General features: G+C 35.3%; 23 protein-coding genes and 2 tRNA genes. All 25 read left to right on the forward strand.

Translation table 11 applies throughout. The annotated features are described in order from the left end of the window. The first annotated feature begins 120 nt into the window (after positions 1-120). The 25 genes from rnmV to BFA01S_RS07205 all read left to right on the forward strand — a co-directional run bounded on the left by rnmV (position 121) and on the right by BFA01S_RS07205 (position 21,822). The gene (rnmV, locus tag BFA01S_RS07085; RefSeq protein WP_066227581.1) at positions 121-681 is read left to right on the forward strand and encodes a ribonuclease M5; all 561 of its coding nucleotides are present in this window, start codon (positions 121-123) and stop codon (positions 679-681) included. Next, positions 678-1,565, forward strand: coding sequence for a 16S rRNA (adenine(1518)-N(6)/adenine(1519)-N(6))-dimethyltransferase RsmA (gene rsmA, locus BFA01S_RS07090; protein ID WP_066227584.1), 888 nt, complete (start codon positions 678-680; stop codon positions 1,563-1,565). The genes rnmV and rsmA overlap by 4 nt, the downstream gene beginning before the upstream one ends. A gap of 109 nt (positions 1,566-1,674) precedes the next feature. Beyond that, positions 1,675-2,559, forward strand: a complete 885-nt coding sequence (gene yabG, locus BFA01S_RS07095) for a sporulation peptidase YabG (RefSeq protein ID WP_066227587.1) — start codon at positions 1,675-1,677, stop codon at positions 2,557-2,559. A 383-nt stretch (positions 2,560-2,942) separates the two neighbouring features. Next, on the forward strand, positions 2,943-3,212 hold the full coding sequence (veg, locus tag BFA01S_RS07100; RefSeq protein WP_066227589.1) for a biofilm formation stimulator Veg: 270 nt from the start codon (positions 2,943-2,945) through the stop codon (positions 3,210-3,212). A 114-nt stretch (positions 3,213-3,326) separates the two neighbouring features. Continuing rightward, positions 3,327-3,500, forward strand: coding sequence for a small, acid-soluble spore protein, alpha/beta type (locus tag BFA01S_RS07105; RefSeq protein WP_066227592.1), 174 nt, complete (start codon positions 3,327-3,329; stop codon positions 3,498-3,500). Between the two features lie 250 nt (positions 3,501-3,750). Continuing rightward, on the forward strand, positions 3,751-4,620 hold the full coding sequence (ispE, locus tag BFA01S_RS07110) for a 4-(cytidine 5'-diphospho)-2-C-methyl-D-erythritol kinase (protein WP_066227595.1): 870 nt from the start codon (positions 3,751-3,753) through the stop codon (positions 4,618-4,620). 56 nt (positions 4,621-4,676) lie between these two features. Then, the gene (gene purR, locus BFA01S_RS07115; RefSeq protein ID WP_066227601.1) at positions 4,677-5,531 is read left to right on the forward strand and encodes a pur operon repressor; all 855 of its coding nucleotides are present in this window, start codon (positions 4,677-4,679) and stop codon (positions 5,529-5,531) included. Position 5,532: 1 nt separating this feature from the next. Further along, positions 5,533-5,907: a RidA family protein gene (locus BFA01S_RS07120; RefSeq protein WP_066227604.1), complete on the forward strand. Its 375-nt coding sequence runs from the start codon at positions 5,533-5,535 to the stop codon at positions 5,905-5,907. A 169-nt stretch (positions 5,908-6,076) separates the two neighbouring features. Beyond that, positions 6,077-6,367 carry a septation regulator SpoVG gene (gene spoVG / locus BFA01S_RS07125; protein WP_066227607.1) on the forward strand — a complete coding sequence of 97 codons (291 nt, stop codon included), beginning with the start codon at positions 6,077-6,079 and terminating at the stop codon, positions 6,365-6,367. Positions 6,368-6,684: 317 nt separating this feature from the next. After that, positions 6,685-8,061 (forward strand): bifunctional UDP-N-acetylglucosamine diphosphorylase/glucosamine-1-phosphate N-acetyltransferase GlmU, encoded by a 1,377-nt coding sequence (gene glmU / locus BFA01S_RS07130; protein ID WP_066227609.1) that lies wholly within the window; start codon positions 6,685-6,687, stop codon positions 8,059-8,061. Positions 8,062-8,080: 19 nt separating this feature from the next. Further along, the gene (locus tag BFA01S_RS07135) at positions 8,081-9,034 is read left to right on the forward strand and encodes a ribose-phosphate diphosphokinase (RefSeq protein ID WP_066227612.1); all 954 of its coding nucleotides are present in this window, start codon (positions 8,081-8,083) and stop codon (positions 9,032-9,034) included. Between the two features lie 90 nt (positions 9,035-9,124). Further along, complete coding sequence (locus BFA01S_RS07140) at positions 9,125-9,733, forward strand: 50S ribosomal protein L25/general stress protein Ctc (RefSeq protein ID WP_066227615.1); 609 nt, start codon at positions 9,125-9,127, stop codon at positions 9,731-9,733. 310 nt (positions 9,734-10,043) lie between these two features. Continuing rightward, entirely contained in the window at positions 10,044-10,601 is a 558-nt protein-coding gene (gene pth, locus BFA01S_RS07145; RefSeq protein WP_066227618.1) for an aminoacyl-tRNA hydrolase, read from the forward strand. Positions 10,602-10,671: 70 nt separating this feature from the next. Continuing rightward, positions 10,672-10,902, forward strand: a complete 231-nt coding sequence (fin, locus tag BFA01S_RS07150; RefSeq protein ID WP_066227621.1) for an anti-sigma-F factor Fin — start codon at positions 10,672-10,674, stop codon at positions 10,900-10,902. Between the two features lie 416 nt (positions 10,903-11,318). Then, a complete protein-coding gene (gene mfd, locus BFA01S_RS07155) occupies positions 11,319-14,849 on the forward strand; it encodes a transcription-repair coupling factor (protein ID WP_066227623.1) in 3,531 nt (1,176 codons plus the stop codon). Between the two features lie 192 nt (positions 14,850-15,041). Further along, entirely contained in the window at positions 15,042-15,578 is a 537-nt protein-coding gene (gene spoVT / locus BFA01S_RS07160; RefSeq protein WP_066227626.1) for a stage V sporulation protein T, read from the forward strand. A 523-nt stretch (positions 15,579-16,101) separates the two neighbouring features. After that, a complete protein-coding gene (locus BFA01S_RS07165; protein ID WP_066227630.1) occupies positions 16,102-17,697 on the forward strand; it encodes a putative polysaccharide biosynthesis protein in 1,596 nt (531 codons plus the stop codon). 9 nt (positions 17,698-17,706) lie between these two features. Next, positions 17,707-19,170 (forward strand): bifunctional methyltransferase/pyrophosphohydrolase YabN, encoded by a 1,464-nt coding sequence (gene yabN / locus BFA01S_RS07170; RefSeq protein ID WP_066227632.1) that lies wholly within the window; start codon positions 17,707-17,709, stop codon positions 19,168-19,170. Next, entirely contained in the window at positions 19,171-19,437 is a 267-nt protein-coding gene (locus tag BFA01S_RS07175) for an RNA-binding S4 domain-containing protein (protein WP_066227633.1), read from the forward strand. A 115-nt stretch (positions 19,438-19,552) separates the two neighbouring features. After that, the gene (yabP, locus tag BFA01S_RS07180) at positions 19,553-19,861 is read left to right on the forward strand and encodes a sporulation protein YabP (RefSeq protein WP_066227636.1); all 309 of its coding nucleotides are present in this window, start codon (positions 19,553-19,555) and stop codon (positions 19,859-19,861) included. Then, positions 19,858-20,493: a spore cortex biosynthesis protein YabQ gene (yabQ, locus tag BFA01S_RS07185; protein WP_066227640.1), complete on the forward strand. Its 636-nt coding sequence runs from the start codon at positions 19,858-19,860 to the stop codon at positions 20,491-20,493. The genes yabP and yabQ overlap by 4 nt, the downstream gene beginning before the upstream one ends. Positions 20,494-20,508: 15 nt before the next feature. Continuing rightward, positions 20,509-20,883 (forward strand): FtsB family cell division protein, encoded by a 375-nt coding sequence (locus tag BFA01S_RS07190; RefSeq protein ID WP_066227644.1) that lies wholly within the window; start codon positions 20,509-20,511, stop codon positions 20,881-20,883. Positions 20,884-20,984: 101 nt separating this feature from the next. Beyond that, positions 20,985-21,419 carry a S1 domain-containing RNA-binding protein gene (locus tag BFA01S_RS07195; RefSeq protein ID WP_066227647.1) on the forward strand — a complete coding sequence of 145 codons (435 nt, stop codon included), beginning with the start codon at positions 20,985-20,987 and terminating at the stop codon, positions 21,417-21,419. 216 nt (positions 21,420-21,635) lie between these two features. After that, positions 21,636-21,709: transfer RNA gene (locus tag BFA01S_RS07200), tRNA-Met, on the forward strand. 41 nt (positions 21,710-21,750) lie between these two features. Then, positions 21,751-21,822: transfer RNA gene (locus tag BFA01S_RS07205), tRNA-Glu, on the forward strand. Positions 21,823-21,964: the final 142 nt, after the last annotated feature.

Here is a 21,964-nt window from a genome sequence, read left to right on the forward strand (position 1 = left end):
TCATTTAAGCAAAATGGTTATCACTTAATATAGTAGAAAGTGGATTTTTTGGTTGTTTATCTTACTTCAATATATAGACGATTGAAGATACATAAAGGTTTCATTAATTTGGAGGAAAAGATGAAAATAAAAGAAATTATTGTTGTTGAAGGAAAAGATGATACAACAGCTATTAAAAGGGCTGTTGATGCGGATACAATTGAAACAAATGGTTCAGCAATTGATGAAGGGATTATTGAACAAATACGCTTAGCGCAACAAACAAGGGGAGTTATTATTTTCACTGATCCGGACTTCCCGGGGGAAAAGATAAGAAAAACGATTACGAATGAAGTTGCCGGCTGTAAGCATGCATTTCTGTCAAAGGAGGAGGCAAGGCCGAAAAACGGGAAAGGCATTGGTGTAGAACATGCTTCGGTGAAAGCAATTCAAGAAGCGCTGGAAGCTGTTAAAGAAGAAATGGAAGCCTATGTATCAGATATTACATTTGATGATTTAATAAATGCAGGATTAATTGGCGGAACAGATGCTAAATTAAGAAGAGAGAAGCTTGGACTTCACTTAAAAATCGGCTATACGAATGGGAAGCAATTGCATAAAAGACTGCAAATGTTCCAAATTACGAAGGAACAGTTTTTACATGCGATGGATGTTATTTTAGAGGAGGAACAAGCGCAATGATAAAAGATATAGCAACTCCAGTTAGAACGAAAGCTATTTTAGAGAAGTATGGTTTTTCCTTTAAAAAGAGCCTTGGGCAAAACTTTTTAATCGAGCCGAATGTATTAAGCCGGATCGTAGACCATGCAGAAGTAACAGAAAGTACAGGAGTTATTGAAATCGGCCCTGGTATTGGGGCATTAACAGAACATCTTGCAAGAAGAGCTAAAAAGGTCGTAGCATTCGAAATTGATCAAAGACTTATTCCAATACTAAAAGATACATTATCTCCTTACGAAAATGTAACGATTATTAATGAAGATGTATTAGAAGCTGATGTGAGTAAAGCAATAACAGAGCATTTTTCTGATTGTGAGGAAATAATGGTCGTTGCTAATTTACCTTATTATGTAACAACACCGATTATTATGAAATTATTAGAAGAGAAGCTTCCTCTAAAAGGAATTGTTGTCATGCTTCAAAAAGAAGTAGCTGACCGGATTGCTGCTAAGCCATCAACAAAGGAATACGGCTCACTTTCAATAGCGGTTCAATATTACACAGAAGCAAAAACAGTTATGACTGTTCCAAAAACGGTTTTTGTACCTCAGCCGAATGTTGATTCAGCAATCATTCGTCTTTTGGTACGTGAAGAGCCGATTGTAGCAGTGAAAAATGAATCATTCTTTTTTGAAATTGTTCGTGCGAGCTTTGCGCAAAGACGAAAGACAATTTTAAATAATCTTGTTCATTTTCTAGCGAACGGCAAAGAGCTTAAACAAAATATTGAAGAAACTTTGACATCTGTTGAAATTGACGGAAGAAGAAGGGGAGAATCGCTCTCTATCGCAGAATTTGCTAGGTTAAGCGATGCTTTATATGAAGCCTTCTCCAAAGATAAGTAATAATTCTTAATAAAATGCATAATCACCAATTACTGAAATTCACATAGGCTAGAAAAGGATACATTATTACTTGCAGTATCCCAGAAGTCAGTTTTGTGGAGTGAAGCTTATGCAAGTGAAGATTGGTGATATCGTAGGTCGTAGATCATATAAATGCGATCTCTTATTTCGTGTTATCGATATAAAAGAAAATGATGCAGGGGAAAGAATCGTTATTTTATATGGGGAAGATGTACGGCTAATAGCAGATGCTATATACGATGATTTAGTTATTGTTGATCAAAATGAGAGAGATAGCCGAAAGAAGAAAGAGGACGCAAAGCTGGAACACTCTTTATATTTACTCAGGCAAGATTATGAACTATTAAGGGAGAAACAGGAGTATGTAGCGACATCAAGTTATAATTACAAAGAGGATTTCTTTTATATTCCTGGAAGAGTGCTCCACTTAGATGGTGATAAACACTACTTACAAAAATGTTTAGCACTTTATGAAAAAATAGGTGTACCTGTTAATGGGATTCATATGAGTGAAAAGGAGATGCCTAATACCATCATAGACTTGTTGGAAAGCTATCGTCCTAATATTCTTGTTGTGACAGGGCATGATGCTTATTCAAAGCATAAAGGTGATATAAATGATCTAAATGCATATCGGCATTCTAAACAATTTGTTGAAACCGTACGCAATGCGAGAAGGAAGATTCCTCACTTAGACCAACTTGTTATTTTTGCTGGAGCATGTCAGTCCCATTTTGAATCACTCATTCGTGCTGGAGCAAATTTCGCCAGTTCCCCTTCAAGAGTGAATATACATGCTTTAGACCCTGTTTATATCGTCGCAAAGATTAGTTTTACTCCTTTTATTGAGAGAATTAATGTTTGGGATGTGCTGCGGAATACTTTAACACGAGAAAAAGGACTTGGCGGTGTCGATACAAAAGGTTTGTTAAGGACAGGAATGCCATATAAAAAAGAACCAATAGAAGAATAAAAAGCTGCTTATGAAAAATAAGCAGCTTTTTATTTTTCAATTATAAATAAAGCATGATTATTCCATGCTTTATTATATCTAAATACACTTTAGAAAACAGGGAATTACTAATGAATATCCATTTCAAAATATTAATTTAAGCTTTTGGAAAAGCTCCTTCACTTCGTCATAAAATATAATAAAATGAATCTTTCGACAATTACTATTTAAATAAAACGATGTTTCATACATAAAATACATATTTATTGAACACAATATACAAGGAATGATGAATTTTGTTGAAAATAATTTATTGACAATAAGGTTTTAACGCTGTTATAATTTTAGTTTTATTTGACTTACATAGCATAAAGTTGTATACTTATATTAGTGAGGTGGATGCAATGGGAAAAACTTTATTAGATATTAAGAGGTCCCTTGATTCAAATCTGGGTAGACGACTTACTTTAAAAGCAAATGGTGGTCGGAGAAAGACGATTGAACGTTCTGGAGTACTTGCAGAAACCTATCCATCTGTGTTTGTAATAGAATTAGATCAAGATGAAAATTCATTTGAACGTGTATCTTACAGTTATGCAGATGTACTAACTGAAACAGTGGAATTAACATTCTTTGAGGGTACAACAGGTTCAGTTGCAGTTAGTGGGCAGTAAACTAATAAGGTTTACTGCCTTTTTGTGTTATCTATAAGGCAGCGGATAAATTAATCGTATCCTTCAAATAATAAAAATACCGCCTATTATTATTTGAAGGGGAGTGTCGCTTTTATGAGCAAACGCCGGAGCATGATGTCAGAAAGCTTTAAATATGAATTAGCAAAAGATTTAGGGTTTTATGATACGGTTAAAAAAGACGGATGGGGAGCTATCCGTTCAAAGGATGCAGGAAATATGGTTAAACGTGCTATTGAAATAGCACAATCACAGTTACCTAAAAAATAATGAGTGAAAAAATATTCGTAGCCGAGGCATTTTGCTTCGGCTATATTAATCCTTAATATAATATTGTCTCTTAAAACAACTTGACTGTTTCATAAAAAAAATTGCATACTACAACGTGAAAGTATATGTACTTAGATAAGATTTTATCCACATAAAATACATAAAAAGGTGTTTTGAAAAAAACTATATTTCATCTGCTTTTATGGTACAATGTGGATACAATTTTAGATCGTTAAAGTAGGTGAAGAATTTGCGGATTTTAGAAAAGGCGCCAGCAAAGATAAATCTTTCATTAGATGTTTTACATAAGAGGGATGATGGATTTCATGAAGTAAAGATGATTATGACAACGATTGATTTAGCCGATCGAGTTGAAATAAGAGAGCTAAGCATCGATCGGATTGAAATTATTTCTCATAATCGTTTTGTTCCTGATGATCAACGAAACCTTGCTTACCAGGCAGCTAAAATATTGAAGGAAAGATACAATATAAAAAAAGGTGTAGCTATCTATATAACAAAGTCTATTCCGGTAGCGGCTGGACTTGCTGGTGGAAGCAGTGATGCTGCAGCAACACTCAGGGGCTTGAATAGATTATGGAAATTAGGGCTGAGCTTAGATGAATTGGCAGAGCTGGGCTCAGAAATAGGTTCAGATGTATCCTTCTGTGTTTATGGAGGGACAGCTTTGGCAACAGGCAGAGGTGAAATTATTCAGCATATAAGTCCACCGCCGCACTGCTGGGTTGTGCTTGCAAAGCCGACAGTCGGTGTATCAACTGCAGATGTTTATAAAAATTTAAACTTAAATGCAGTCGATCATCCAGATGTGGGAGGCATGATTGATGCGATAAATAAAGGTCAGTATGAGAAGATATGTGGTCTTTTAGGTAATGTCCTTGAAAGTGTTACATTAAAAATGCATCCGGAAGTGGCAAATATTAAAGATCAAATGAAGCGATTTGGAGCAGATGCTGTATTAATGAGCGGCAGTGGTCCTACAGTATTTGGATTAGTACAGTATGAATCAAGATTGCATCGTGTTTACAATGGATTAAGAGGATTTTGCGATCAGGTTTTTGCTGTGCGTATGTTAGGCGAACGAAACATTCTTGATTAGAGGCGGATATTAAGTTATATTTACTATAATAATATTCGGATTTTGGAGGTTATTCCATGAAATTTCGTCGGAGTGGACGACTTGTTGACATGACAAATTATTTACTGCATCATCCTCATGAACTCGTCCCTTTAACATACTTTTCGGAAAAATATTTATCGGCTAAATCTTCTATTAGTGAGGATTTAGCTATTATTAAAGATACGTTTGAACAACATGGAATAGGTACTTTGCTGACAGTTCCGGGAGCTGCAGGCGGGGTGAAATTTATTCCTCAGGTTAGTAATGAAGAAGCGAAATTATTTATAGAAGAACTTGTTGACCTTATTGCTAAGTCGGATCGCCTATTACCTGGAGGCTATTTATATTTAACAGATATTCTTGGCAGTCCAAGTATTGTAAATAGAATTGGCCGCCTTTTCGCAACAGTATTTAAAGACAGAAAGATTGATGTTGTCATGACAGTAGCAACTAAAGGTATTCCATTAGCCTATGCGGTAGCCAGCCAATTGGACGTTCCGGTTGTTATTGTAAGAAAAGACAGTAAAGTAACGGAAGGGCCGACTGTCAGTATTAACTATGTATCAGGTTCATCTAAAAGAATCCAGACGATGCTTTTAGCGAAAAGAAGTTTAAATGAAGGATCGAATGTATTAATTATTGACGACTTTATGAAGGCTGGTGGTACAATAAACGGTATGATCGGCTTGTTAGAAGAGTTCCGTGCAAATGTAGCTGGAATAGGTGTTTTAGTTGAATCGGAAGGTGTAGAAGAAAGACTGGTCGATGAGTATATTTCTTTAGTAAAATTAACAGATGTGGATGTCAGGGAAAAAGAGATCCATGTTAAGGAAGGGACATACTTCCATTTTATGAAAGAAAAAGAAACAAAATTAGGAGTTGAAGAGTAATATGGAAATAGTAAAAACAAATGGTGCACCACAAGCGATAGGTCCTTACTCACAAGGTATTATCGTAAATAATATGTTTTACAGCTCAGGTCAAATTCCATTAACACCTGAAGGAGAAATGATTCAAGGTGGAATTGAAGAGCAGACACATCAAGTATTTTCTAACTTAAAGGCTGTTTTAGAAGAAGCAGGAGCTTCATTTGAAACTGTTGTGAAAACGACTGTGTTTTTAAATGATATTAATGACTTTGTAGCTTTTAACGAAGTGTATGCACAGTACTTTTCAGAACATAAGCCGGCTCGTTCTTGTGTGGAAGTTTCACGTATCCCTAAAGATTCTCTTGTTGAAATTGAAGTTATCGCGTTAATTAAATAAATGCTAAGCCAGACTATTTAATAGTCTGGCTTTTTTATTGAAAAAAACAACAAAACAACCTTAAGTATCCCTAATTTAGAAAAAGTTTCTAAACATTTGCAGGAATAAGGAAAAACCTGTTGAATTTAGTTAATTAAGTTTTCTATATAGGGAAAAGGTGGTGAACATAATGGAAGTTACAGACGTAAGATTACGCCGCGTTAATACCGAAGGCCGAATGAGAGCAATTGCGTCTATTACACTTGATCATGAATTTGTTGTACATGATATTCGTGTAATTGATGGAAATAACGGTCTCTTTGTTGCAATGCCAAGTAAAAGAACTCCTGATGGAGAATTCCGTGATATTGCACACCCTATTAATTCGGGTACTCGTGGGAAAATTCAAGATGCTGTATTAGCTGAGTATCATCGTTTGGGTGAATTAGAGGTTGAATTTGAAGAAGCAGGAGCTTCATAAAATATGATGAAAGAGGGACTTTGTCGGACAAGCAAAGTTCCTTTTTTTATGCACAAATATTGTGCTGACATGTGTTAAAATTATAAATATGCCTAACTTTCTGTTGTATCCTTGAAATAGGTCGTTATTTGATATATATTTTGTATGAAAGAAAGGGAAATAGAGCTGTGTGAATGTTAATATATTCCCTAATTGAAAGATAGGAATCAATCTATACAACTTTAACTTCTCCTTTAGCATTATTTCTTTATCCAGTTAATTATATACTTTGAATAATGAGGATTTTCTTAATTTTTTATGAAAATGGAGGCTAATATATGGATAAGCGCTATGCAGTAATACTTGCTGCTGGACGTGGTACTAGAATGAGGTCATCCCTTTATAAAGTGTTGCATCCAGTTTGTGGGAAGCCTATGGTCCAGCATGTTATTGATCAAATTTCACAGTTATCTATTGATAAAATTGTAGCAGTAGTAGGGCATGGTGCAGAAAAGGTGAAAGCTGAGCTTGGTGAGAACTGTGAGTATGCCCTGCAAACGGAGCAGTTAGGAACAGCACATGCAGTTATGCAAGCGGGTGCTGCTTTAGAAAATTTAGATGGAACAACGATTGTAATATGTGGTGATACGCCTCTAATAACAGCGGATACGATGTCTGCTTTGCTAAAGCATCATAAAGAAACAAATGCAAAAGCTACTATTTTGACTGCAAAGGCCGATGATCCAACAGGATATGGGAGAATCGTTAGAGCAGATGGCTCTGTAAAGAAAATAGTAGAACATAAGGATGCGAATGCAGATGAATTGCAGCTGACGGAAATTAACACAGGTACATATTGCTTTGATAATAAGGAATTATTTAAGGCACTTAAAAAAGTATCTAATGATAATGTCCAGAGTGAATACTATTTGCCTGACGTCATTGAAATCTTAAAAAATGAAGGGGAAACGGTTTCTGCTTATCAAACAAACTCCTTCGATGAAACTTTAGGTGTTAATGACCGAATAGCTTTGTCACAAGCTGAGAAAATTATGAGAGAAAGAATTAACAAGCTCCATATGAAAAACGGTGTCAGCTTAATTGATCCAGACAGCACTTACATATCTGCCGATGCAGTGATTGGTGAGGATACGGTTATTTATCCCGGGACAATGATTATGGGTGAAACAGAAATTGGAAGCAATTGTACGATTGGTCCCCATACAGAAATTAAAGATTGTAAAATACTGAATGGTACAACAATTCGTCAATCAGTTTCACATGATAGTGAAATTGGGAATAATGTAGCAATCGGACCTTTTGCTCATATAAGACCACTATCTGTCATTTCTGACAAAGTAAAAGTTGGAAACTTTGTAGAGATTAAGAAATCAACAATGGGAGAAGGAAGTAAAGCATCGCATCTAAGCTATATTGGCGATGCAGAAGTTGGAAGGGATGTAAATCTTGGCTGTGGTTCGATTACTGTGAACTATGATGGTAAACATAAGTTTTTAACAAAGATTGAAGACGGTGCTTTTATTGGCTGTAATTCTAACTTAATTGCTCCAGTTACGATTGGTAAAGGAGCATATGTTGCAGCTGGCTCTACTGTTACAGATGATGTTCCAAGTGAAGCACTTTCTGTCGCAAGAGCTAGACAAGTTAATAAAGAAGGCTATGTATCTCGTTTAAAAATGAATAAAAATTCCTAATGGAGGTTTTCCTTTTATTATGCCTAATCGCTATGGTGATTCAAATTTAAAAATATTCTCATTAAACTCTAATCCGACTCTTGCAAAGGAAATTGCAGATGTCATTGGTACAGACTTAGGTAAAAGCTGTGTTACTCGTTTCAGTGATGGAGAAATTCAAATCAATATTGAGGAAAGTATCCGTGGCTGTGATGTGTATATCGTTCAATCAACGAGTGGCCCTGTAAATGAGCATATTATGGAATTATTAATTATGATTGATGCTCTAAAACGTGCATCAGCGAAGACAATTAATATTGTTATGCCTTATTATGGATATGCTCGTCAAGACCGTAAAGCACGTGCTCGTGAACCAATTACAGCTAAGCTTGTTGCTAATTTACTTGAAACTGCTGGTGCAACAAGAATGATCACGCTTGATCTGCATGCTCCGCAAATTCAAGGATTCTTCGATATTCCAATCGATCATTTAATGGGAGTACCGATTTTAGGTACGTATTTTAATAATAAAAATTTAGATGATATCGTTATTGTTTCTCCAGATCATGGTGGAGTAACACGTGCACGTAAACTTGCGGATAAATTAAAAGCACCCATTGCGATTATTGATAAGCGCAGACCAAGACCAAATGTAGCGGAAGTAATGAATATCGTTGGCAATATTGAAGGTAAAACGGCTATCTTAATTGATGATATTATCGATACAGCCGGTACAATTACACTTGCTGCAAACGCATTAGTTGAAAATGGTGCTCGTGAAGTGTATGCTTGTTGTACACACCCTGTCCTTTCAGGTCCTGCAATTGAAAGAATTCAAAATTCAAAAATTAAAGAACTTGTTATTACAAATTCAATTGCACTTCCAGAAGAAAAGAAAATCGACAAGTTAGTTGAGCTTTCTGTTGGACCTTTATTAGGAGAGGCGATTATTCGAGTACATGAGAAGCAATCTGTTAGTACTCTTTTTGAATAAAATGTGAAATCATGTTTAGACTGTTTTAACGTTAGGGTATTTATATATTTACAAAATATATGAATAAATAATTGTTAGGAAGGTGCGGGCATGACAACTTTACAAGCGCAAGAAAGAACTGAATTTACTAGTTCTGCAAAGAGAAGAATCAGAGAGCAAGGACAGATCCCGGCGGTTGTATACGGGAAAGAGACAGAGAGTAAGTCTGTTTCTTTAGATGCAGGAGAATTACTTAAAAAGCTTAGAGATGAAGGCAGAAATGCAATTTTACAGTTGCATGTAGGAGATGCTTCACACCCTGTTATGCTAAGTGATTATCAGATGGACCCGATCAGAAATCAGCTTGTACATGCTGACTTTCAAATTGTAGATATGCAATCTGAAGTAGAAGTAGAAGTACCTGTTAATCTCATCGGTACATCACAAGGGGTAAAAGACGGAGGAGTTCTGCAGCAGTCACTCCACCAGATTTTGGTGAAGGCAAAGCCTGGTGATATTCCTCAAACAATTGATGTTGATGTCTCTAATTTAGGCGTCAATGAAGTGATTTCGGTAAAGGATATTTCCAGCAGCGGAAATTACTCACTTGTACAAGATGAGGAGCAAGTAATCGCCTCTATTCTTCCGCCACAGCAGGAAAAGGAAATTGACAGTGGTGAAGAACAAGAGCCAGGTGAACCAACGAATCAAGAAGGTTAAGGAACTCGTTTAATATAATTAAAAGGGAGCTGTCTCTACATATGAGTATCATACTTTCAGCTAATTTATGTATATATTATTGCTGAAAGTATGAGCTTATGAGACAGTTTTTTTTATCGTGAATAATACACAGGCACATCCTCTCTGAGCAAATGAGAATAAAGAAGAATTAAAAGTAAGTATGGTAATTAATTCATACTTATATATGCAAAACTTTGGAAATTATGATATTGTTATAAGGTGGAAATTTTTAAAAAAGACTTTGTGACGATCGTTAAATAATGTTGGAGTCACGAAGGAGGTTTATACGTTGAAACTTATTATCGGTTTGGGGAATCCCGGAAAACAATATGAGTCAACAAGGCATAATGTCGGCTTTATGGCTGTTGATCAACTTTCTGATCGTTTAAATATCCCGCTTGATCGGACGAAATTTAATGGCTTATATGGTATTGGGCATATTTCAGGTGAGAAAGTCATATTATTAAAACCACTAACATATATGAATTTATCTGGTGAATGTATACGTCCGCTTATGGAATATTATGAGGTAGATGATAATGAGATTGTTGTTATTTACGATGACCTTGATATACCAACTGGGAAAATCCGTCTTCGTACGAAGGGGAGTGCAGGAGGGCATAACGGAATAAAATCAATGATACAGCATCTCGGTACACAGCAATTTAATAGAGTCCGGGTTGGAATTGATAGACCAAGTAATGGAATGACTATAACAGACTATGTTCTTGGTCGATTCATAGAAGAAGAACAAGCAGATATACAGAGTGCAATTAAGCAATCTGCCGAAGCTTGTGAGAAATGGTTAACGGCAGACTTCAATCAAGTGATGAACGAATTTAATTAGACTCCTAATGTATAGCCTATCTGCAAACGGTTCATACTACTAGCATTAAAACCTTTGTAGGAGGCATAAAATGGCTCTTCACTATTATTGCAGACACTGCGGTGTTAAAGTAGGAAGCCTTGATCATGTTAATTTATCTAGTGATCATTTAGGGTTTAATCAATTAACTAATAATGAACGTCAAGAAATGATTTCATATGAACAAAATGGAGATGTACATGTGAAAATAATTTGTGAAGATTGTCAGGAAGCTTTAGAGAGGAATCCAGATCTTCATCAATATGATAATTTTATACAGTAACAACGCTTTGGATAAAACCAAGGCATTTTTCTGTTTTGTACAGCAGTTGAATTTTCAATACAGGATTTCAACACTAAATGACTGACTTTTAACAAAGTTTCATATTAAAACCTTATGGATTTTTGACTTATCCATTTACGAGCTCTGTCTGTAAATGATCTCTTTAATCTTAGCTAAGTCAGATGAATTAAGATCGCGCAAAATATTAAATTTAACGAATAGGGGCTGTCCGATAAGTCCCTAATAAGTTTGAAAAGCTGAAAGGACCCCCTTCACAAAATCCTTAATTTTACTGGATTCTCCTAAAGGGGTTTTTGAGGAGGATGTCTAGAAGGGGTCGCCTTTTACCCCTTTTAGGCACCCTCGTAGAGAAGTTTCATTATATATTTCTATTATTTTTGAGAAGAGGGCTAAGTTTGCATAGTTTACATCAATATTTTTATGAAACTGATGATTTTAAAACAATTATTTCGGGACTGGAGGAAGGGTTAAAAGAGCAGCTTGTAGCTGGTCTATCAGGCTCGGCTAGAACAGTCTTTATTGCATCTTTATATAAGGAGACAAAAAAACCTCTTTTAATCGTGACACATAATCTGTTCCAAGCTCAGAAAGTCTATGAAGATATGGCAAGTCTACTGAATGAAAATGTGTATCTTTATCCCGTTAATGATTTAATCGCATCTGAACTTGCCATCTCTAGTCCGGAATTAAGAGCACAAAGGATGGAAGTGCTTAACAGCTTAACAGAAGGTGGAAGTCCAGTTGTTATTGCGCCAGTAGCAGCACTTAGGAGACTGCTCCCTCCTAAGGAGCTATGGAGAGAATATAAGCTCCGTATTGGATTAGGAGAAGACCTTAATCTAAACGACTATATTACAGATCTCGTTTCTATGGGCTATGAACGAGTTGATATGGTTGGGGCACCCGGACAGTTCAGTTTACGCGGTGGTATTATTGATATTTATCCGCTTACAGAGGAAAATCCTATTCGAATTGAATTGTTTGATACGGAAGTAGATTCTATTCGTTCTTTTGATATTAACGATCAGCGCTCCATTGATATGCTGAAAGAAGTGATAATTGGTCCTGCAACAGAGCTGGTTCTTACAGAAGAGTTAATTAACAGCTGTGTGACAAAAGTCGAAGCTGGGCTTGCAACAAGTTTAAAGAAATTTAAAGATGATAAACAGAAAGAGCTATTATTAGAAAATATTCAACATGATATTGAAAAGTTAAAGCAAGGACAAATTGATCATGAAATGTTTAAATATTTATCGTTATTTTATGAGAAGCCTGCTAGTTTACTAGACTATTTTGAAGAAGAAGCAATTGTTGTACTTGATGAGGTCGGTAGGATTCATGAAATGTATGATCAGCTTGAAAAAGAAGAAGCAGACTGGTATACAGGATTATTAGAGAGCGGGCACATTATTCATGATGTGAAAATATCACACACATACACAGATGTGATTTCCAAAGCGAAGCATCCGCTTATTTATTTATCTCTCTTTTTACGCCATGTACCACATACAAGTCCGCAAAATATTTTAAATATCTCATGTAAACAAATGCAAAATTTCCATGGGCAAATGCATGTTTTGAAGTCAGAGCTTGAACGTTGGGTGAAATCGAAATTTGCGGTTGTTTTTCTCGGTGTTGATAAAGAGAGGCAAAAGAAGCTGCAAAATGTCCTAGAGGATTATGAGATAGAAGCAGACATTAAAAATAATGGAGAATCCATACAAGCTGGAAAGCTACAAATTATAGAAGGCGATCTTCAAACAGGCTTTGAATTACCAATGCAAAGGATTGCTATTATTACAGAAGAAGAGCTCTTTAAAAAGAGAGTAAAAAAGCAGGCGAGAAGACAAAAGCTGTCGAATGCTGAAAGAATTAAAAGTTATTCAGAACTTCAAGTCGGTGACTATGTTGTTCATGTTAATCACGGAATAGGGAAGTATTTAGGAATTGAGACACTTGAAATAAACGGTGTTCATAAAGACTATTTAAATATTAAATATCAAGGCAGCGATCAGCTGTATGTTCCAGTTGAGCAAATTGATCAAGTCCAAAAATTTGTCGGTTCTGAAGGGAAAGAGCCGAAGATTTATAAACTTGGCGGCAATGATTGGCGCAGAGTGAAGAAGAAAGTAGAATCTTCTGTCCAAGATATCGCTGACGATCTAATTAAACTATATGCTGAACGTGAGGCAAGTGAGGGGTATGCATTTTCACCTGATGGAGAGATGCAAAGAGAGTTTGAAGCATCGTTTCCATATCAGGAAACAGAAGATCAGATCCGTTCTATTAATGAAATTAAAAAGGATATGGAACGCCTGCGGCCAATGGACCGCTTATTATGCGGTGATGTTGGATATGGAAAAACAGAAGTAGCTATTCGGGCTGCATTTAAAGCAGTAGCAGAAGGCAAGCAGGTAGCTTTACTCGTACCAACAACAATCCTTGCCCAGCAGCATTTTGAAACAGTGAGGGAAAGGTTTCAGGATTATCCGATGAATATTGGCTTATTAAGCCGCTTTAAAACGAGAAAAGAGATGAATGAGACGCTAAAGGGCCTAGCAAACGGTACTGTTGATATGGTAATAGGTACTCATCGCCTCTTATCAAAAGATATAAAGTATAAAGACTTAGGGTTATTAATTATTGATGAAGAACAGCGTTTCGGTGTGACACATAAAGAAAAGATCAAACAATTAAAAGCAAATATTGATGTACTAACATTGACAGCAACACCAATTCCAAGAACACTCCATATGTCTATGCTTGGTGTACGTGATTTATCAGTTATAGAAACACCACCTGAAAATAGGTTCCCAGTACAAACCTATGTTGTTGAATACAATGGTGCGCTTATCAAGGAAGCGATTGAACGGGAGCTTGCCCGCGGGGGACAGGTTTATTTCTTATATAATCGCGTGGAAGATATTGAGCGTAAGGCTGAGGAAATTTCAATGCTCGTACCAGATGCGAGGATAACCTATGCGCATGGCAGAATGACAGAAAATGAACTTGAAACGGCAATGCTGAACTTCCTTGAAGGAGAGTTCGATGTTCTTGTCAGTACAACAATTATTGAAACTGGTGTTGATATTCCTAATGTGAATACGTTGATTGTTAATGATGCAGACAGAATGGGACTTTCACAGCTGTATCAGCTTAGAGGACGTGTCGGTCGTTCTAACAGAATTGCGTATGCTTATTTCACTTATCGTAAAGATAAAGTACTAACTGAGGTTGCCGAGAAGCGTCTCCAGGCAATTAAAGAATTTACAGAGCTTGGGTCAGGTTTTAAAATTGCGATGCGCGATTTATCAATAAGGGGTGCTGGTAATTTATTAGGTGCCCAGCAGCATGGATTTATCGATTCAGTCGGCTTTGATTTATACTCTCAAATGTTAAAAGAGGCAATTGAAGAAAGACAGGGTGATAAAGCAGCTGAAAAACCATTTGAAGTGGAAATTGATTTAGAAGTTGATGCATATATCCCTCAGGATTATATTTCTGATGGCCGTCAGAAGATTGATATGTATAAACGCTTTAAAGCTATTACGAGCCTGGAAGATCTTGAAGAATTACAGGAAGAGATGATTGACCGTTTTGGAGAATATCCGAAAGAGGTAGAGCTATTATTAAAAATTGCTAAAATCAAAGTATTTGCGATGCAAGAGAAAGTGGAACAAATTAAACAAGATAAAGTTGCTATTACTTTACTTATTAATGAGCATGCAAGTAATTTTATTGATGGTCATAAATTATTCCAATTAAGTAATAAATTTAATAAAATTATTGGTTTGGGTATGGATGGAAATCGATTAAAAATAACAATTGAGACAAAAAATAAAAAATCAGATGAATTATTAGTCATTATATTGGAACTGCTAAATGGATTAGCAGGAACAAAAAAAGAAGAAATTTCAATGAATTAACGTTTATATAAAGATTTTCTTGGCAAGGCTGATAAAGTCATTATTATGTAAAAAGTAAAAAAATGCTTTCATCGTGTATATTACGTCTATTGTGAAGGATACTAATTTCAACAAATGGTGATTGTTACATAATTAGGAACTTAAACGATCACCTTTTAATCCTATCATCAGATGAAAGTGAGGCAACATAAGATGAAAGCAACTGGTATTGTTCGTCGTATTGATGATTTAGGTCGAGTAGTTATACCTAAGGAAATTAGAAGGACACTTCGAATCCGTGAAGGAGATCCTTTGGAAATTTTCGTTGATCGTGATGGTGAAGTTATACTGAAAAAATATTCACCGATTAGCGAATTAAGTGATTTTTCAAAGGAATATGCAGATGCACTGTATGACAGCTTAGGACATCCTGTTCTAATTTGTGATCGTGATGTGTTCATTGCGGTTTCTGGAGGCTCTAAAAAAGATTATTTGAACAAAAGTATAAGTGATGCTGTTGAAAAAGTAATGGAAGAACGCAATTCACATTTACAAGCAGAGAATGGAAATATTCAGCTTATCGATGGAATAGATGAAGGGATTCAATCGTATGCAATCGGACCGATTGTTGCAAATGGTGACCCGATTGGAGCTGTCATTATCTTTTCTAAGGATCAATCAATTGGTGAGGTTGAGCATAAGTCAGCTGAAACAGCTGCAGGATTTTTAGCCCGCCAAATGGAGCAGTAATCATTCTTATATTATTTGTTGGAAGAAGGCGGCGAATGCTGTCTTCTTTTTTGTTTTTATGTGAATGATGAACTTTGTTGAATAATTGATATATTTTGTTTTTCCAGGATAAGTGATTACTGCTAAATCTTCATTTTGGACTTATATTACAAAAAAATATATAAATAGGCATATATATGTATGTTACTTCATTTTTTTTACAGGAGTTATTTAAACAAAATTGCTGTTTCTAAACATGAATTTATTGCCATACTAAGTTGATTTTTGGCTCATTTCATTTGCAAGCTTGCTTGCAAATGCCTTTCAGCTGAAGCTGAAAGGAGCCTAAATTTATAAAAGGAAGAAGAAAAGCTCGCTTTTCTCTCTCCTTTTATAAATTTAGGCTAAATGAGCCAAAAATCGTGCACCAGACTGGGTTTTTATTAAATATTCTTGGAAAACTAAATTACATATATAGTTCAGAACATTCACAGCACTTGTGTTTTTTATCTGCTATAATAATTTTCGGAAGGGGACTAGGTAAATGGAAATTCCGAAACGAACGAATGGTGAGATAATAAAAGGCGCTTTGATTTTAACAATGGCAGCCCTTTTTATAAAAATTTTAAGTGCTGTTTACCGGGTTCCATATCAAAATATAGTCGGAGATATTGGTTTTTATATTTATCAGCAAATCTATCCGCTATATGGAATTGCTGTTATGTTATCGACTGCAGGATTTCCCGTCATCATATCTAAAGTGATGAGTGATTATAATGAACATGGTAAGGCGATAAAAGAAAAAGTACTGACGATTACATTGTTATTTCTTCTTGGAGTCGGCATATTTCTTTTTCTAGCTTTATATATAAACGCTGAAGCGATCGCATATTTAATGGGGGATTTGGAGCTTAAAAAGCTTATTCAAGTGACAGCATTCTCCTTTTTGCTCATTCCTTTCACCTCTTTTTTCAGGGGGTATTTTCAAGGTGTTGAGCAGATGGAGCCGACAGCCTTCTCCCAGGTGACTGAACAGGCAGTACGAGTAGGCGCTATCCTTCTCGTATCTTATTTCCTTATTCATAATGGGTATACTTTATATGAAGCAGGAGAAGGTGCTTTTTTTGGTTCTGTAGTTGGTATTATTGCCGCACTTATTATACTGATAAAATTTTGGGTGAAGGAAAATAGGAAAATATCTTTTAGGTGGAATTTAAGTGGACAGCTTAAGGCTAAAGGGGTTATATGGAAACTAATTAAATATAGTTTAACAATTGGTTTTAGCAGCTTGCTATTATTATTTATTCAGCTGATTGACTCTTTTAATTTATATTCCCTCCTCATTCTGAATGGGCTGGATGAAAATAGTGCCAAAATGACAAAAGGCATTTATGATAGAGGTCAACCGCTTATTCAGCTGGGAACAGTTGTGGCAACATCTATCGCTTTATCAATCGTACCGTCCATATCGAATGCAAAGAAGATGGGGAATGAGAATTTAATTTCGAAAGAGATAAAATATACGTTAAAAATATGTTTTGTCGTCGGAGTTGGTGCAACTTTTGGATTAATGTTCATTATTAAACAGGTTAATACCATGCTTTTTAGAAATCAGCTAGGCTCTGATGTGTTAATGATATTAACGATTTCTATCTTATTTACTTCACTTTCACTAACAGTGATTGCGATATTGCAAGGACTTGGACATACAGTATTTCCAGCATTGTCTATTTTTATTGCGCTTTTAGTAAAATATATAGTTAATATAATGCTGATCCAAAAATTTGGAACGTCAGGTGCAGCGATTTCTACTGTTATTGCATATTTGATTGTTGCTTTACTGAACTTAATTTACTTGAGGAAACTTAAGTATCAATTAATAAACATATCTGTTTTCTTGAAGATTATTTTATCAGCATTTTTTATGATCGCAGCTTTATTCCTTTTTCAAAATGTAATTGAACCTTTCATATTTGAGCGTTTTCGACCTAAAGCAACCTTTCTTTCCTTAACAAGTGTGCTGATTGGTGGTCTCGTGTACGTATTTAGCATTATAAAACTGCAAGTATTTACAGAAAATGAGCTAAAATTAATACCATTTGGAAATAAAGTTATGAAATTACTTAAATTACAAAAGTGAGGTACTTGAATGGCTAAAAAAATTACTGTTATTGGTCTTGGTGCAGGTGATATAAATCAGCTTCCTCTTGGGATTTATCGGCTAATAACAACAGCAGAACATTTATTCTTAAGAACAGCTGAACACCCTGTTTTCAATGAGCTTTCATCAGAAATAACTTCTTACACATCATTTGATGAAGTGTATATGAAAAATAATGGATTTGAAGCTGTTTATACAGAAATTGTGAATCGGCTTTATGAGGAAGCTCTTACGAAAGATATTATTTATGCCGTACCAGGTCATCCTCTCGTAGCTGAACAAACAGTACAGCTTTTGCTTAATGAGGGAAGAGAAAAGGGCTTTGAAATTGAAATTGTAGGAGGCCAGAGCTTCCTCGATGCTACTTTTGGGGCCCTTGAGATTGATCCAATTGAAGGCTTTCAACTTCTTGATGCACTAACATTAAGCAGTGAGAGCCTTCAATTAAATGGACATATCGTAATTACCCAAGTGTATGATCAGTTTGTAGCATCAGATGTAAAATTGACACTTATGGAACAGCTTCCCGATGAATATGAAGTAACAGTAGTGACAGCTGCAGGCAGCAAAGAGCAAAAGCTGACAAAAGTTCCATTATATGAATTAGACAGAGTGACATCTGTTAATAATTTAACAAGCGTTTATATTCCACCGGTTAGCGACCAGTCACTTTTACATCATCAGTTTGCATCATTCCGTCATGTAATTGCTGAACTAAGGGGTCCGAATGGATGTCCTTGGGACCAGAAACAAACACATGAGTCATTAAAGAAATATTTAATTGAAGAGTGTTATGAACTGATTGATGCAATTGATAAAGAAGACTTTGATAATATGATTGAAGAGCTTGGAGATGTGTTATTACAAGTTGTTCTTCATGCTCAAATAGGTGAGGACGAAGGGATCTTCTCAATGGAAGATGTTATACGGAGTGTAACAGAAAAAATGATACGCAGGCACCCTCATGTTTTTGGAGAAATATCTGTTGAAAATACAGAAGAAGTTTTAATAAATTGGGAGAAAATAAAGGAAGAAGAAGGAAAATTAGCTGAACATCAATCATTATTAGACTCAGTAAGTAAGGCTCTCCCTGCATTGTCCAGAGCTTACCAGCTGCAAAAAAAGGCTGCAAAAGTTGGATTTGATTGGCCTAATGTAGACGAAGCCTGGGTAAAGGTAGAAGAAGAGCTAAATGAATTGAAAATGGAAATTGGAAATAATAATGAACAGTTTATTTTAAAAGAATTTGGTGACTTGCTGTTTGCAATTGTTAATATTGGCCGTTTTTATAAAATTGAGCCAGAGGAAGCACTTCTTTCTACAAATTTAAAGTTTTATGAGAGATTTATGTTTATTGAAGAAAGAGCAAGGGAAATAAATAAATCTTTAACAGAAATGACACTTGATGAGATGGATAAATACTGGGATGAAGCAAAAAAAGGAGAAAAATAAATGAGATTAGATAAATTTTTAAAGGTTTCCAGACTTATAAAAAGACGAACATTAGCAAAAGAAATTGCAGATCAAGGAAGAATAACAATTAATGGATTAACAGCTAAGGCTAGTTCGAGTGTGAAAATTGGAGATGAACTTCTTATTCGTTTTGGACAAAAATTAGTTACCGTTCGCATTGAAGATTTAAAAGACACAACAAGAAAAGAAGATGCGGCGAATCTATATACTATTGTGAGCGAAGAAAGAATTGCTGAGGAAATTTAATAAATAGTATAACCCCATAATATGAAATCTAGTTAAACAGGGCTCGTTCTAAACCGCATTTTTGTTTCATACATATTTAAAAGATAAATCCTTAACAAGAATGCGGGGGTTAATGATGAGTCAATATTATGATAATAATTCGACCGTAAATAAAAGCACAGTACAGGAACATGATGTCATTATGAGGGGTCGTAAATTATTGGAGATTACTGGGGTAAAGCAAGTTGAAAGCTTTGATAACGAGGAATTTCTATTAGATACGGTAATGGGTGCTTTAGCGATTCGCGGTCAAAATTTACAAATGAAGAATTTAGATGTTGATAAGGGGATTGTTTCGATTAAGGGGCGGATTTACGATCTCATTTATTTAGATGAACAAAATGGGGAGAAGGCTAAAGGTTTCTTTGGCAAGTTATTTAAATGACGCTTACGACACAATTCTATACGATGCTTGCGATGGTAGGCATGGGAGGATGGATCGGCTTAGCCCTTGATACACATGGCCGCTTCTTAAAGCGGCCTACCAGGGCAAGATGGTTTGTATTTATTAATGACCTTTTGTTTTGGATTGTACAAGGCCTCATCTTGTTTTATTTACTGCTGCTCGTCAATGAAGGCGAGTTAAGAGTTTACCTCTTCCTTGCTTTAGTCTGTGGATATGCAACATACCAAAGTTTGCTGAAAGGTCTCTATTTAAAAGTATTAGAGATTCTTATACATGCTGTATTAGTAGTTTATGATTCTATTATTGGACTTGGAAAATTATTAATTATTAGGCCTTTTGTAGGATTACTTAATTTGATAATTACAATAATATTAGGATTGTTAGGCTTTTTTTGGAGCTTAATAAAATGGATTTTAAAATTTGTATATTCATTAATCAAAATTCTATTGACACCTGTTCATTGGATTTTGAAATTAATTTCAAAAATGATTCCATTAAAAATTAGAAATATTTTTACAACAACTAGTCATAATATTAAAGGATTTTTTGATAATATAAAGAATAAGCTTACTAACATACTTTCACGGTGGAAGCAAAGATTTAGAAAGTAGGGAGGGACAATATAGATGGGGATTGAAAAAAAGAAGAAAGTTGCCAAGCTTGAGTCACAGTATGTAATGCAGCAGGAGAGAAACCAAGAAGCTCTCAACAGACGTAAAAAAGGTTTAATGAGAAGGCTAACAATATTCGCCGTTCTTATTGTATCTTCATCTATATTTATTTTGTCTACTTTATTTTCCCAATCAGGTGCTATAGAGGAAAAGGCTAAGGAACAGGAAGTACTGGCAGATCAATTAAAGAAACTGAAAAAAGAAGAGAAAATTTTGAATGAGGAAATTGTCAAACTTAATGACGATGAATATATTGCTAAGATCGCACGCAGAGACTATTTCCTATCTAATGAGAATGAAATTATTTTTAATATTCCGGATGAAAATTAGCTTTGTTTGACACTATAATTTTTATTTATGTATAATAAAGCAAAGACTGTATGACTTTTAAAGAATGACTTTTTAAATGTTTAAGGAGGAGCAGTATTTTTATGTCGATTGAAATTGGCAGCAAGTTACAGGGTAAAGTAACAGGTATTACTAATTTTGGCGCTTTCGTGGAGCTACCAGGAGGCTCAACAGGACTCGTTCATATTAGTGAGGTAGCTGATAACTATGTTAAGGACATTAATGAGCATCTTAAAGTTGGAGATGAAGTAACTGTTAAAGTCATTAACGAAAAAGATGGTAAAATTGGACTTTCCATCAAAAAGGCTATAGATCGTCCAGAACGATCTGAACGTCCAAGAAGTACAGAGCGTCCAAGAAATACAGACCGCTCAAGACCGAGAGCTAATGACTTCCGAAACAAAGAGAACTTTGAGCAAAAGATGAGCCGTTTCTTAAAAGATAGTGAAGATCGCTTATCATCACTGAAACGCAATACAGAATCAAAGCGTGGAGGTCGTGGCGCAAGAAGAGGTTAAGCTTGCTGCTATGAGAATATAAAATTTTAAAAGGCTTTCCTAAGATGTTATTTTAGGTTGCCTTTTTCTTTATGTAAATTATAGGCTAAATTCATGAGTATCCTTAATCCAGGAACAGAATAATATTTTATTTATTAATCTATATAAATAATTGTTGACGTAAGATAAATATGTATGTATTATATAAATTGTGTCTTCTAGACATATTCTTATTATGGCGGCGTAGCTCAGCTGGCTAGAGCGTACGGTTCATACCCGTGAGGTCGGGGGTTCGATCCCCTCTGCCGCTATCAAAAGAGATTGGTATTTTTGCCAATCTCAAAATATTTTTGGCCCGTTGGTCAAGCGGTTAAGACACCGCCCTTTCACGGCGGTAACACGGGTTCGAATCCCGTACGGGTCATCATGATAAAAAGGCTGGTTTCATTTTTATGAAACCAGCCTTTTTTGTTGTTTTGACATAATCTTTTTATATATATAAAAAGATTGCCGAAAATAACTTAGGAAATAAATAATAATCTTAGTATTTGTCATATTCTTCAAAA

This window comes from Metabacillus fastidiosus NBRC 101226 (assembly GCF_001591625.1).
Taxonomy (GTDB): Bacteria; Bacillota; Bacilli; order Bacillales; family Bacillaceae; genus Metabacillus; species Metabacillus fastidiosus.